The organism is Novosphingobium piscinae (assembly GCF_014230355.1).
Taxonomy (GTDB): Bacteria; Pseudomonadota; Alphaproteobacteria; order Sphingomonadales; family Sphingomonadaceae; genus Novosphingobium; species Novosphingobium piscinae.
Window position 1 is genome coordinate 109,013 of record NZ_JACLAX010000006.1, and the last position, 13,977, is coordinate 122,989.

9 protein-coding genes are annotated in these 13,977 nt (G+C 62.7%); all 9 read left to right on the forward strand.

Annotated features, from left to right (window positions below; translation table 11 throughout):
- Positions 1-110 precede the first annotated feature (110 nt).
- The 9 genes from H7F53_RS07935 (at position 111) to H7F53_RS07975 (ending at position 13,968) form a co-directional block, all read left to right on the forward strand.
- Positions 111-2,630 (forward strand): glycosyltransferase, encoded by a 2,520-nt coding sequence (locus H7F53_RS07935; protein ID WP_185678958.1) that lies wholly within the window; start codon positions 111-113, stop codon positions 2,628-2,630.
- On the forward strand, positions 2,627-4,333 hold the full coding sequence (locus tag H7F53_RS07940) for a hypothetical protein (protein ID WP_185678959.1): 1,707 nt from the start codon (positions 2,627-2,629) through the stop codon (positions 4,331-4,333). The genes H7F53_RS07935 and H7F53_RS07940 overlap by 4 nt, the downstream gene beginning before the upstream one ends.
- Positions 4,320-4,913 (forward strand): hypothetical protein, encoded by a 594-nt coding sequence (locus tag H7F53_RS07945; RefSeq protein WP_185678960.1) that lies wholly within the window; start codon positions 4,320-4,322, stop codon positions 4,911-4,913. Before H7F53_RS07940 ends, H7F53_RS07945 begins: the two co-directional genes overlap by 14 nt.
- A 34-nt stretch (positions 4,914-4,947) precedes the next feature.
- Positions 4,948-7,287 carry a hypothetical protein gene (locus H7F53_RS07950; protein ID WP_185678961.1) on the forward strand — a complete coding sequence of 780 codons (2,340 nt, stop codon included), beginning with the start codon at positions 4,948-4,950 and terminating at the stop codon, positions 7,285-7,287.
- Complete coding sequence (locus tag H7F53_RS07955) at positions 7,284-8,807, forward strand: hypothetical protein (protein ID WP_185678962.1); 1,524 nt, start codon at positions 7,284-7,286, stop codon at positions 8,805-8,807. The genes H7F53_RS07950 and H7F53_RS07955 overlap by 4 nt, the downstream gene beginning before the upstream one ends.
- Positions 8,804-11,038, forward strand: a complete 2,235-nt coding sequence (locus H7F53_RS07960) for a glycosyltransferase family protein (RefSeq protein ID WP_185678963.1) — start codon at positions 8,804-8,806, stop codon at positions 11,036-11,038. Before H7F53_RS07955 ends, H7F53_RS07960 begins: the two co-directional genes overlap by 4 nt.
- A 356-nt stretch (positions 11,039-11,394) precedes the next feature.
- Positions 11,395-11,832 (forward strand): hypothetical protein, encoded by a 438-nt coding sequence (locus H7F53_RS07965; protein ID WP_185678964.1) that lies wholly within the window; start codon positions 11,395-11,397, stop codon positions 11,830-11,832.
- A gap of 69 nt (positions 11,833-11,901) precedes the next feature.
- Positions 11,902-12,621, forward strand: a complete 720-nt coding sequence (locus H7F53_RS07970; RefSeq protein WP_185678965.1) for a glycosyltransferase — start codon at positions 11,902-11,904, stop codon at positions 12,619-12,621.
- Positions 12,622-12,747: 126 nt separating this feature from the next.
- Complete coding sequence (locus H7F53_RS07975) at positions 12,748-13,968, forward strand: polysaccharide biosynthesis/export family protein (protein WP_185678966.1); 1,221 nt, start codon at positions 12,748-12,750, stop codon at positions 13,966-13,968.
- Positions 13,969-13,977 lie beyond the last annotated feature (9 nt).

Below are 13,977 nucleotides of genomic sequence, written 5' to 3' on the forward strand. Positions count from 1 at the left end.
TGCCATAGCGTAAAGCGTCGGGACGGCGATCAGTCACCTGCGGATCTGGGTGCAGTGATGCGCCTAACAATCAACTGTTGATGGTTAAGGGCGGCGGATCAGTTGCAGCGATGAAAATCGACGGGGTCAGATTGAACCGGGGCGTGAAGGTTCGCTTTGCCGGTGCGGTTCTTTCACAGATCGCCGGCACCTCAGCCGGCAGTGATCGGCTTCGCATCGGCTGGTACCTGTTGGCAGACGACGTGCATTCAGCGAGTGCGCGATATCGCTGCTATCATTTTGCTCGCGTTCTCAAGCGTGATTTCGAAAGCCACTATTTTACGAAGTTCGCAGAACTCAAGGCCGCGATACCCGACCTGGATGCCATCGTTATCGTGAAGCGGCTTGATCGATCGGTGTTCGATGTCGTTGCTCTGGCGCGCACATTCGAACGGCCGCTGTTTCTCGATCTCTGCGATGATCTGGCCAGCATCGAGTATCCCTCTCGGGAGGAAGTTGGTCTGGGGATAACCGCCCTTGCGGCCGCCGCACCAGCACTCGACGGGATCACTGTGCCCAGTGCCCTGATGGCGGAGCGCATTGAGGCCTACTTGGCGGATTGTGGGGTGACCGGCCCGCGTTGCCACGTGATTCCGGACATTGCGGAAACCCGGGACCTCTATGCTGCTACGGAGACGTTCATTACCGGCAAGCCATCGTCGTTGTTGACGTCGGCCAATCCCAGCCCGCACGAAATTCCAGAGAACGTGGTCAAGCGGATCGTCTGGTTTGGCAATTTCGGTGCAGCGCACAGCAATTTCGGCATGTTCAGCCTCAAGTCACGAATGAAGGCGCTGCGGCAGTTTCATGCCACCTGTCCTCTTGAACTGGTGATCATCAGCAACAGCCGACCCGTGTACGAGGCACTGGTTGCGGACTGCGGTTTTCCGACCCGCTACGTGAAATGGTCTCCGAGCGCGGTCTATGCCGAACTCGAACGCGCGGATGCCGCGCTTCTGACGACCGGGGACGATGCTTTCTGCTCGGTCAAGTCCTCCAACCGCGTAATCCAGGCGTTGGCAACCGGGCTTCCGGTGATCGCCGACCGGTCCGAGGCGCTGGCCGAGTTCGAGGAAATCGTTTTCTCGGGCAGCATGGCCAGATGCCTGGAGGCCTGCATCGGGCCCGACAGCGCACCCGAGCGCGCCAAGCGTCAGGCTCTCGCCGCACGCCTCCTTACCCGTTACGCTCCAGAACGGCTTGGCTTGATCTGGAGCGAACTCCTGCAGGCCGCGATCGGCAAACGCGTACTGGCGCGGTCTCGCCGGTCCGACCTTACGCCGCTGTTGTTGGTCTCCCCCGGGGATACGGTGGCCGATGTTGAGACAGCCGTGCGCGCACTGAACACAAGCCACGGCTCCGGCTATCGCCTCCTGGTCTCGACCGAGGCGCTGAGCAAAACCCCAGCTCTCGCCAAGCCAGTCAATCGCGCCAAGGCGCTACCCCGCTTTTACAGCGGTGAACTGCGCGGCATCGAGGCGCTGGTGTGGCGTTGTTCGGCGGTGCTGCTTGGAAATCGTCTGTCCAATGGAGCAAAGGCGGTTGCCGATGTCGCCCGACGGCTCGGCCGGGAGGTTCTCGACCATGACGCCGCAGCCCTTTTGTCGCCTGTTCCCTCTGCCCAAGCCAAGCGGCCTCCTCCGTCCACGCAGTGCCCTGGACCGAATGCTCCCCATTTTGATCCGGATGGATCGTGCGAGTGGGCCTTTGTGGTGCACAGCAATGCGCGTGGCTGGATCCTAGATGCCATTTGCCAAGAAATCGGTTCGCGGCAGTCAGGCAGCTGGCAGGTCGTCGATCATGTCAGGCCGCCGCCGCCGGCCAGGAATGTCTTCTTCAGCCATTTCTCGCTGCTCGAGATTTTCGATCAGAAGTACCCGGAAAGCCTCAAGGACAGCCGCGTGTTCCTGTGGTACACGCATCCCCGCAATGAGACGGCGCTCAGTATTGCCCGCAGCCTCGAATTGTTCGCCCGCACCACGCGGGTGATCTTTACCTGCGAGGACAACCGCCGTCTCTGGGTCGCGCGCGGGCTCAGCGTCGAGAAAACAGCGGTCGTGCTGGGGGCGGCAGACCCCTTGCTGTTCGCGCCTCACCAGCGCGGCAACGGGGTGGTCGGCCTGTCATCGTCGTTTTACGAGCGCAAGAACCCAGACCTGCTACTCGATGTGGTCAAGGCCTTGCCGCATCGCCAGTTCACGCTGCTCGGTCGCAATTGGAACCGCTACGCGCGGTTCGAAGAACTAAGGCTTCAGAACAATTTCCACTATACCAGTGCGGGTTACCGGGACTATCCCCGCATCTATTCCACGTTCGACGTGTTCCTCTCCCTGTCGAGCCTCGAAGGTGGGCCGATTCCGCTCGTCGAAGCCATGATGTGCAATGCTATCCCGGTGGCCAGCCGGACTGGTTTTGCGCCGGACCTGATTGAACACGGCCAAAACGGCTACATTTTCGATATCGACGCCGGAGCCGAACAGGTGGCGGCGCTGATCGAGCAGGCCTATGCCAACCCGGCTGACGTAAGGGCAACGGTTGAACGCTACAGCTGGGACCGCTTTAGCGCCGATATCGTGGCGCTGGCCGAATGATGCGCCCGGCACAGGTGGCAGGCCTCGCGTGGTTGCGTCGGCAAATGCCCGAGCCATGGCTGGCGGAGAGTATCACCGCATGGCGAGCTTGGCAGATGGCGACCCGCGCGGATTTGCCAAAGCCCGGCGCCCGGCGCGTGGTCGTGGTGATCAGGGTGGCCTGCAGCGATGACATTCTGCTACACCGCGGTTTGCTGCAGGTCCTGGGCCTCACCGGATTGCAGTGCGTGATCGTTCTGGCCATGCCAACCCCGGCTGCTCTGGCGCTGGTGCGCCATGAAGCCCTGCGTGAAGGGTGGGGATTGTCCGCCGTCCTGACGACAGTGGCGGATTGCGCGGCTTTGCTTCCTTTGCTTGCCGGCAACACCACTGTGGTGTGCTTTCCCCAGCCTGCGCCGCTGCCCGCCGACCTGGCCCGCGCACTCGCTGCAGGTGAGGCATGCGATGCAGCACCCGGGACTTGGGATTATGGCGTGATGGCGGGTGCTGCCGCTACGGTGGCTGACTTGCTGTGTCCGGATCTCGCGTTACCTGATCCCGGAGCGTTGGCAGCGCTGGCCGAAGCATTGCGGAACACCGACTTGCCGTCGGAGCCTGGTGGCGATCAGGAACGTCACGACGAGGACTCTACCCTCCTGCCTCACGTCGCCGAGGTCGAAGCTTGGCTGCGCGCCTCCGAGATGGAATTGCCGGATATCCATCCGGGCGATCTGATCACCGTTGCCTTGATCGAGCCGGACGGCAACCAGTCCATCGCTGCGGTCCAACCGGCGGTGCTCGGGGCAGGGGGGCAGGCCCTGTGCCTTCCGGCCCTGCCGCGGCACGCCAGACCGACACCCCGGCCGATGCAAGTTTGCGCCATTGGGCGCGACCAGGTTCGCGCCGCACGACCCGTCAATTACAGCCTGCCGGCAACCGCGCTCCAACCATCGTTGCTGACCGCCTATCTCAATCGCGGAGGGGGTGGAAATCCCGTGATTCAGGCCTTCGCTGACGGCACAGGTTGCCGTCTGGCTTATGCCGAGGATCATACGGGGGAACTGCCCGACGTACCGGTGGTGTGGGGAGTCCTGCGCGGCAGTGACAAGATTCTGGCACAGGCCAGGGCGCAAGACCTCCATTACTTCTACATCGACCATGCCTATTTCGATCGTGGCCACGGACATTCCTATCGCATCGCGCGGAATGCCTACGAAGCCGGACCGGTGCGCAAGGTGCCGGACGATCGGCTGAAGATGCTCGATCTGGAGATTCATCCATGGCGCAAGGGAGGACGTAACATCGTGGTATGTCCACCGACCGAATTCTTCGCTGCCGCGCACGGCTGCGAGGATTGGCTCGACACCACGCTCCATCGGCTGAGGGTCGAAACCGACCGGCCCATCATCATCCGTGAAAAGCCCAGACAGGGCGAGCCGTGGGTTCCCTTGCCTCAGGCTTTGGCCGATGCGCACGCCCTGGTGACCCATTCATCGAACGTGGCCATCGAGGCCGCCTGCCTCGGAACCCCCGTGTTCGTCGCTCCGACGAGTGCGGCTGCCCCGATCGGCCTGACCGACCTGGGGATGATCGAGCGTCCGCGGTATCCCAAGCGGCAAGGCTGGCTGGCGCACCTTGCGTACGGTCAGTTCACGCTCGAGGAGATCACCAGCGGAAAGGCCTGGGACTTGTTGATGTGGCAGGAAACTCGTGGCTTCGTCTGACGGCACCACGGCCATTCTGGCCTGCCCAACCAATCTGGCCCGACCCGAGGAGGCCGTCGCCTGGCTTGACTGGGCCTTGCCCGGACCGGACAAGACAAGTGTCGAATTTGTTGCCGTGCAAGCAAAGTTTGCGCCACCGCGCCCGATCAAGACGGTGAATCTGGCCTCTGGGTATCCCGCCGACCTGGCCTGGCTGGCATCCCAGCGGAACATCGTTGCCGGAGCCGGGCGGCTCCAGCCGTTCATTGACGCCCAGGCCTTGTTCAGCCTGCGTGTCTTTGTTGAGTTGCGCCGCGAATTTGAGAGCGTGACATTGCTGCGTGCGCTCGACAATGATCAGGTTTGCTGCGCGGCTGCTGACGCGAGCGGTCCGTTTCGCTGCACGGAGTCGATGCACGACACCGCTCATAGGCCCGCAAGGCATGGCGCTATTGTCGTGGACGTCAGCCATTTACTGAGCCGCAAGGCGCTCGATCTGGCGTGGGACATTGTGGTGAGCGGGTCGCATTACGGCATGACGCCTTATTGCCTTTGCAGCCTGCTCAATGCCGCGGCGGCGATCGTCGACTCTGCTGCATGAGCGCCGCAAGATCGTTGGAACTGGAGTGGCGCGCGTGAAACTGGTCAAGACACTGGTGGCAAGGCTTTCGCCGCAGAAGCGCAAGCGCGAGATCAAGCGGGCGCACCTGCGCGCCATCATCGGTCAGAGCGATCTGTTCGATGCGGCCTGGTATTTGGAGCAGTATCCGGACGTTGCGGCTGCCGGCCAGGATCCGCTGGATCACTTCATCGCCGCAGGTGCAGCAGAGGGCCGGCATCCGGGTCCAGCGTTCGATGCCAGGTGGTACTGCCAGAAGCATGCCGACGTTGCGCGATCCGGCATGAATCCGCTGCTCCACTACCTCGAGAACGGGATGCACGAAGGACGGTCCATTCGGGCCGTCGGAGCCGCCGCCGCACTCGACGCGGTGAATAAGGGCCAGCCCGTCAAGTCTGCTCCCGACCGCGATGACACGCGCGCGACGGTTCCTCCCTATGCGACTGACTACGAATCCGTGTGGTGCGCCGCGCCTGTGAATTGGCGCCGCATGGTGTCTGAAGCTGATCAGACACGGCGGACGGTTGAGGGGTTGTCCGAAGGGCACCCTGTAATGTCATGGCGGGCTGCGTCGGACGGTGACCAAGCCGCCCCACACTTTGTCCGCGCCGAGGTCTTTCGCAACGCCTACGGCGAAGCATACGGCGAAGGCCTCAGCAAGCTCGGTACGTTGCAGGAAACCCGGCTGGGGCTTGCGTTGCTGGCGGATGCCTGGTTCGCTGACGCGGCAACCCTGATCCTGCGCTTTCCTCCGGCAGGGGTCCGGTCTTCATTCGTCAGGGCCTATCAGGCCGCGGATGATGGGAGTCTCCAAATCTGCGGAGAGGCAGCGGTGAGAACCGGTCTTCCGGCGTGCCTTGCGTTGCGTGTGTATCGGCCGTTCGCGCCTGTGCTGGTGACCTGTGAGGGTGAGGGCGGGGTACTCCGGGATAGCGCGGTCATCGTGTTCCCCTCGCTGCTTCGCGGCGGACTGCACCATGCGGAATGGCGGGCTGCGCAGATGGCGGACGGCCACGCCGACCTGGAAGCCTACATGCTGGAGCTGCTGGGCACAGTTGTCGCAGACGGTCCGCTGCTGACCGACCGGATCGAGGTCGATTTGGCAGGAGCGGTGGGCTCGGAACGGCTGTTTCAGCCCGCCCTGGTCGATGACCTGGCCGCCGTGTTCGGCGTCGCGGTAACGGCCGGGGCTGGAACACCTGGGAGGCCTATCTCGCAATGCACCGGCAAACTGACGGGCAGGGCGCGCGCCAAAGGCTGGTCTCTCCGCCGGAGCGGTGGTCAATGCGTGTCGGTACCAGCCGATTCCTTTCCCACGCTTGCGCTCCTTGTTGCGCCGCGGGAAGGCCATGGAGTCAGCACCGGTCGGTTTTGCCTCGCGGCTTCGCTCAGCGGTGAACCCCAGTCGCTTGTGACCATGGCAACATTGCCTGCCGCGTTGACCGGGCTTGATCATCCAGCCTTGCCGATCTCGCTGCCCCGCCCGGCGATAATGTCCGCGCTGGGCGACCAGAAGCGCGCGCGCCCGGCAACGATCCGCTTTCGTGACCCCCGGATCTGGCAGGTCGATCCGCTGTTCCCGCTGTCGCCCGATGTGGCTCATGGGCTCGTCCTCGGTGACACCTTGCCCGACATTCAGATCATCGTCCGGCATGATGGCGATCACCATAGCCTCGCCACGTGCCTGCTCGCGCTGACCCGGCAGACCTATGCCTCCGCGATCGAGATTGTGGTGATCGGCGGCGCAAACGATAGCCTGCTGCGCGACATCGTCGGTGAACGCGCGCAGCTTATCGGATCGTTGGCAGAGCTGGGCTGGGACGACGGTGATCCAGCGGCAGCTGTCCGGCCCGGGCTCGTGCTAGTGCTGTCGGAGCGCGTTTGCCTCCACGATCCGCGCAGCCTCGGCGCGCTGGCTGCTGCTGCCGGCGGGACTGGTGTCGCATCCGTGTCCTGCGTCGTGATGATCCGCGGCGACGGCCACCGCATGGAGGCGGAGGGACTGGCAGGGTATGCCCCTTACGCGCCCGAAGCCTTCGGCGGGGTCACCAGCGAGGAGGCTGCTCAACTGCTTTCCTTGTTTCCCGCGTCAGCGATCCCGGTTGGCGACAATGGCCCGGACCTCGTCCTGTACAGCCGCGAGACGCTCGAACGGCTGTGGACCAGCTCCGGCAAACCCGCTTCATTCGGCGCGTGGGGGGCACTGGGGAATAGGGTGGAGGGCATGCATGTGTGTCTGACCCTGGTGCGTGCCACTGCGCTGGCACCCCTGTCCGACGGTGCGGCACTGGCATCCGTGCAGCCCGGCGAGGGGCTATCGGACAGCCCCTTGACCATCAGGAGTTTCGGTCGATGAAGCTGCAGATCTTCGTTCGGTCGGCTACCTGGCTGGAAACAGCCGGAACTCGCATCCGCTATCACCGGATGCGGGCAGAGCTGGCGCAGCTGGGCTGCGTCTGTTCGATCGACCCGATCAGCCGTGTGCGCGAGGGGCTCAAGCTGGGTGCCGATGTGTACCTGTTCAGCAAATGCCACGACGCGGGCGCGCTCATGATGGCGGATATGCTCCGAGAGGCCGGGGCGTTGGTCGGGTTCGATTTGTTCGACGACTACATTAGCAACGAATGCAGCCTGACCCTGTCACAGCGCGAGTTTCAAAGGTCGTTGCGGGGGCGAGCGGATTTCCTGCTGTGTTCTACGCCACAGATGGTGGACGCTGTGCGTGCCTATGATCGCGACACACCCGTCCACGTGCTCAATGACCCGTTTGCCCCTTTTTCCCTGGGCAGCTTGGTTCAAACGCTGCAGGACAAAGTCCAGCGCGCACGGTCCACGCGGTGTCTTGAGATCGTGTGGTTCGGTCAGGCCGCAAATCCGCTGTTTCCGGTGGGGATCAGCGATCTGGTCAGCTTTGGCCAAGACCTCGGTCGCCTTGGCCGGGCAGGGTGGGATGCGCGTCTGCGCGTCCTGACCAACGGGGGCGCACTTGACGTCGAGACCCTGGCTGGGCTGCGTCGGTTGCCCCTCCCGGTCGAAATCCAGGAATGGTCGCTGCAACAGGAAAGTACCGCGCTGGACACTGCACTTCTTGCGTACATTCCGGTCAACTATCAGCCTTTCAGCGTTGCAAAATCGCTGAACCGCGCCGTGACGGCGCTGTCGCACGGAGCCCAGGTCCTGTCCCCGGGGTTTTCGCTGTATGCGCCGCTGGACCCATTCGTTTATGCGCACCCGGACGATCTGCTGCAGGACCTGGAGTTCAGGGAGCTAAGGCTCAATCACGCAACTGCAGATTCGCTGCTGCAAGCTTTCGCCGGCATCGCAGACCCGGCTGTTGAAGCCCTGTCCTTGCTGACCTTCCTCAATGGCTTGCCCCTCGGACCTTTGCGTCGCCCGGTGCGGCAGAGGTGCCAGCGTGCGATCCTTCACGGCGCAGAGACGGTGCCGGCCACGGGAAGCCTGTGCCGCGCACTGGGCTGGCTATCGTGGGCCTCGCCGTTCAGCGGTTTGGTCAAGCCGTTCGATGCGGCCGTGACCCTCCTTGAGGATGGGGCCGAGCCTGCAATTATCCTTTCGCGTGATGCGGTGGCGCGGCTGGCATCAAGCTGGCGCCGCTTGGCCGTCCCGCTAAGCGCCGGCGGAGTGTCGGGTTTCACCCATCGTGTGCCGCTGCCGGATTCTCCAGCAGGCCAGATCTTGGCCAACGTGAACGCCGCAATGCTCTCGCCAGGCCCGCTTCGTGCGATGCACTATCGATCGATCATGGCGGCGACAGAAGCCGTCTTCAAGGACGCTTTCGGCGATACCACGGTGATCTGGTCCGAACTTGAACCCTATCTGGCGACGGCGGCCGTCGCCCCGGAGTCTGCGGGATGACCACAAGCGCACGGGCTGCAATGCCTCCCCAGATCGCATTCCTGTTCGATCTCATCCAGGACATCAGCGTGCTCAGACCGATCGTCCGGGTGATGGCGGCCGAACGTCGCTGTGCCCTGCTGCTGCTGTGCTCGCACAAGTTGAAGCGGCGGGATCGCTCTGGCGTCTGGTTCGCCGAACTTGTCGAACTCGCCAGCGCCACGGGCGCGCGCGTCGCGGTTTTCGATTCACCCCTGTCCGCGATCCAGCATCTCCAAGGCCAGAGAGGCCTTATCTTCTCTGCAAGCGAGACCGACCTTCCCGCGCACGAGACCAACCACGAGGTGTTCCGCGCCGCACCTTCTGGCTATGTCCGTGTGACCGTCCAGCATGGCTTCGAGTGCGTGGGTTTTCGGCAAAATCGCGAACAGACCATCGCGCATGGCGAAGCGATACGGTTTGCGGCGGATGTGGTCTGCGGCTGGGGACCGATTACGGGGATGACCCATCTGGCGGTGTCCGAACGCGCGAAGTATTTCGAACTCGGGCCCACTATGGTACTAGACCGGCTGTACGACCGCTCGCGGCCGCACAGCGGCGAAGCCATGGGACTGGTCTGCGAAAATCTCCATTCGGTTCGCATGCGGACCACCGGCGATTTCCAGGCGATCTATCTCCAGACCATACAGGAATTCGCCGCCGCGGAAGCGCGCGACGGTCGCCGTCTGGCCTTGCGCCCGCACCCCGGAGGCCAATTTGTGGTCAAGACCGGCGTGGCGCTTCCCGACAATGTCGAACTCGCCAATTCCGCGATGTACAAGACGGATCTTCGTCGTTTCGCATACGGCATATCCGCACCGTCATCGGTGCTCATCGATCTCGTCATGGCGGGGCTGCCCACGGCCGTGTGGACGGACGGCGATCACGTGATCGACACGTCGGGCTATGCCGGTCTGTTCCACGTATCCACAGTGGCGGACTGGATCGACTTTGCCAGAACCGCTGTGTCCGATCCCGAAGCGATCCTGGTTGGCCAGCGTGATTTCCTGCGCAACAACGGGATCGATGCTTCTGCTGAGACGATCCGGGATCGTCTTCTCGACTTGGTCGATGGTCTGTTGCTTCCCGTCACCGCTGGGCGCCCGCTCGACCGGCCCAAACGACTGCTGTTAGTGGCGAATGGTAACAACCCGACGTTACAGATCAGTTTCGTCAAGCCGCTCGAGGAACTAACCGGGGCGGGCATGGTGGATCTGACGCTTTTGACCGAAGGCGAGATCTTGGCTGCTGCCCGCGCCGACCCCGCAGACCCCGAAGGCCTCCAATTCGCCTGCGCGCAGATTGATCGGGCCAAGCCGGACCTGGCGGTATTTTGTCGCTACAGCGGTCCGGTCGGCCCGGCTATGCTTGCGCACCTCCGGGCGCATCGGGTTCCGGTTATCTTCCATATCGATGACGATCTGCTGAATGTGCCGCCCGAAATCGGTGCCAAGCACGTCGAGCACAACCGGATCGAGCGGACGTCCACGGTGCGTCACCTGCTCGACCATGCCGACCTGGTTTACGCATCGACTCCCCGTCTCAAGGACCGTTTGGCCGACCTTGGATTTTTGGATCGTGTCTTGGCCGGGGCAATCTACTGCACGAGCGGTGTGCATCGTCCAGCTGCGCCGGTGGCGGCTACGACCATCGGCTTTATGGGTAACGACAAGGCGCCTGAACTGGATGATCTGGTCCCGGTTATTGCCGGCCTGCTCGAACGCAACCCCCAGGTCCGGTTCGAGTTGTTCGGGTCGATGGCGATGCCAGCGGAACTGCAACGGTTCGGATTGCAGGTGCGGGCGTACCCGCGGGTCAATGATTATGATGCGTTCGTGACGAGCTTTCGGGCCCTGGACTGGCACATCGGCCTCGCTCCACTGCGCTCGACGCCGTTCAATGTCGTCAAGGCCGATACCAAGTGGGTCGACTACACGTCTATCGGCGTGGCGGTAGTGGCCTCAGCAGGCACGGCTTATGACGCCTGCTGTGCCGACGGTTGCGGCATCCTCGCCAGCGGACCGCATGAGTGGTCGGAGGCGTTGCAGCGCTTGGTCGATGATCCCGATGAGCGCTATCGCATGGCGGCCAAAGCGCAGGACAAGCTCAGGAACGACTATACCATGGCCCGGCTGACCGATCAGGTGCTTGCGATGTTCGCCGAGGCAAGCGCGCGCATGTCTGACTGTACGCAGGGGTCCTCTCCAGACTGACGGGCCGCCACATTGCACCCGATCATTCGCTGATCGATGTCTGGGGTGCCTTTGTGCGAACGTTCGCATTCACGCGGTATCAATTCGTTGCGCCCACGGGGATAGCCGACCAAAAAGCATTCCATGGTGGAGAGTATAAACTGCCTAATTTGGGCAATTTCATCTTGGAGATTCCCCCGAATGGCGGCGGCGCTGTTACAAGCTCTACGTTTTTTGATGCGAATCATGTTTTACCTCGTCAGATTGGTTAGGGAATCAGGTCAACAGCCCAAGGCGGGGAATTCGTTTGCTATGGACTTGGGGCTTGCAATCGCACCCGAATTGCGGTCGAACGCAGGTTGCTAGTCCGTCGGTGGTTGGATTTTGAAATGCAGGTATCCGAACCTGAAGTGGGCAATCAGGCGCAACTCGCGCACGCAATCTCCGCGTTTGACCGAAGCCTTCGCGACCGTGACCGCGAAATTGACCTGCTCCGGCTGGAAGTTGCCCGCTGGCGCAGCGAAGCCGAGGAGTGTGCCGGAAAGCTGGCCTTGCTGCAGATGGCGATGCAGCGTCACTTACAGCAATGCACGCGCGACGATGGCGATGTGCAGCGTCTCATCGCCGAACTTGCTGAAGCGACGGCGCAGCGTAAGGAGCAGTCGGCCATTATTGTGCGGCGCGAGCAGCGCATCATCGAGCTTCGGGAAAAGCTCGAGTCCGGTGCGCCAGTTGAAGTGCGAGATCGGGGTGCGACTTTTTCATGGCGCCGTTTGGAGCGCTGGGCCAAGCGCGCGACTTCGCGGCACGATTGATCGACCTGCCTCCGCCGATGACCGGATGGCGGCTTGGCGAGCAGAACGCAGTTACCAAGGAATGTTCAAATGAAATCGCAAGCACGGCGCAAGGTCTTCGTGGGCTACGACAGTCGGGAGGACATCGCTTGGCAAGTGGCGCGCTTCTCACTGCAACGTCACGCCACCAGCGATCTTGAAATCATCCCGCTGCGCCAGAACGTTCTGCGTGAACTCGGGCTCTACACACGTCCCTTCGATCCGATGTCGTCGACTGAGTTTTCGCTGACGCGTTTTCTGACCCCCTTTCTGGCTGCCCGCGATGACTGGGTGATGTTCTGCGACTGCGACTTTCTCTTCACCCAGGATGTGAACCGCGTGTTCGATGAGCTCGATCCCGCCAAGGCTCTGTACTGCGTGCAGCACGATTACACACCGGCCAACCAGATCAAGATGGATGGCAAGCAGCAAACAGTCTATCCGCGCAAGAACTGGTCTTCCTTCATGCTGTTCAATTGCGCTCATCCCGACGTGAAGGCGCTGACACCGGATATCGTCAACTCGGCCTCTCCGGCCTATCTCCACCGCTTCGAGTGGATCAAGGATCCGATAGGAATCGGGGCATTGCCGATCGGTTGGAACTTTCTTGAGGGTGAATACCCGCTACCCGATTCGCCGCCCCCGGCCGTGCACTATACCAACGGAGGGCCATGGTTCGAGAACTGGCAGGATGTCGATTTCGGGGATCTGTGGATAGCCGAGCGCGATCGATATCTTGCGGCTGCAGCAGTGTCGGCCGCTGCCGCGTGACGTCCGCCACGGACGTGGGGAGACCCTGCGGCGCCGCGATCATTGACCCCAGGATGCTTCAGTTTGCCTCGCTTTTGCGGTGGGGTGCCGTTGAGTTCGCACGCATTGCGCACTAGGGGGCAAGCCATGGCAATTGACACAACGTTCCGCTGCCCGGTTGCCCGTCGGCAGCAGGGCTTGCGCAGGCTTTTGGCGCAGTTCGCTCCCTTGGCACTGCTGATGGGGCTCGCCGCCTGCAGCTCGCTTGGCGCAAGCGGCCCGAGCGGTTCGGAGCTGCGCCGAGGGCAGAGTGCCAGCGTCACGGCGGATATCCGCGTGATCGATCTCACAGATAAGCTGGCCCGTCGCATGATTGATGCCGGCCACTCCCAGACCTTTGCCGCAGCATTGGGTGAAGTGGCGCCGGCGGGTACCCGCATCGGGCGCGGCGACGTGCTGGATGTAGCGATCTGGGAATCCCCACCCGCCGCTCTATTCGGCACCCTCGGCGGAGACGTCGGATTGAGCAAGGGGCCCAGCCTGGCGCCCAAGGCGACGAGCTTGCTCGAACAGATGGTGGGCGAGGACGGCAAGATCAACATTCCCTTCGTTGGGTCACTGGTGGTGGCCGGACGGACCCCTCAGCAGGTGGCGCGTGATGTCGAGGCCCGGCTCGCCGGGAAGGCTCACGAGCCTCAGGTCATCGTCCGGGTAACTCAGCCGGTGACTTCGCTGGTTACTGTTGTCGGCGACGTTTCGACCAGCACCCGCATTCCACTGACCGCCAAAGGTGAACGGTTGCTCGATGCCCTGGCTGGGGCGGGCGGAGTCAAGCAGCCGATCGGCAAGGTCACGGTGCGCATCACCCGCGGGACGCAGGTTGTTGCCCAGCCGCTGGAGCAAGTGCTGCTCGATCCCCGACAAAACATCACGCTACAGGCTGGTGATGTGATCACCGCGCTCTATCAGCCCTACAGCTTCACGGCATTGGGCGCTGTGCGTAACAGCGCCGAAGTTCCGTTCGAAGGCACGGGCCTGTCGCTGGCGCAGGGCCTGGGTCGGATCGGCGGCCTCGACGACAATCGCGCCAATGTGCGTGGCGTCTTCGTTTTTCGACTCGAGGATCCTGCTATCCTGGGACCCGATCTGGTGAGCGGCGCGCGTCTGACGCCGGATGGCCGGGTACCGGTCATCTACCGTCTCAACATGTCCGATCCAGGATCATTCTTCGTTGCGCAAGGATTCGCGCTGCGGGACAAGGACGTCGTATACGTGTCGAACGCACCGCTGATCGACATTCAGAAGTTTATCGGCATTGTGTCGCAGACGGCATTCTCGATCATCGGCATCGCGAACCAGGTTCGCTAGGGGCGATGT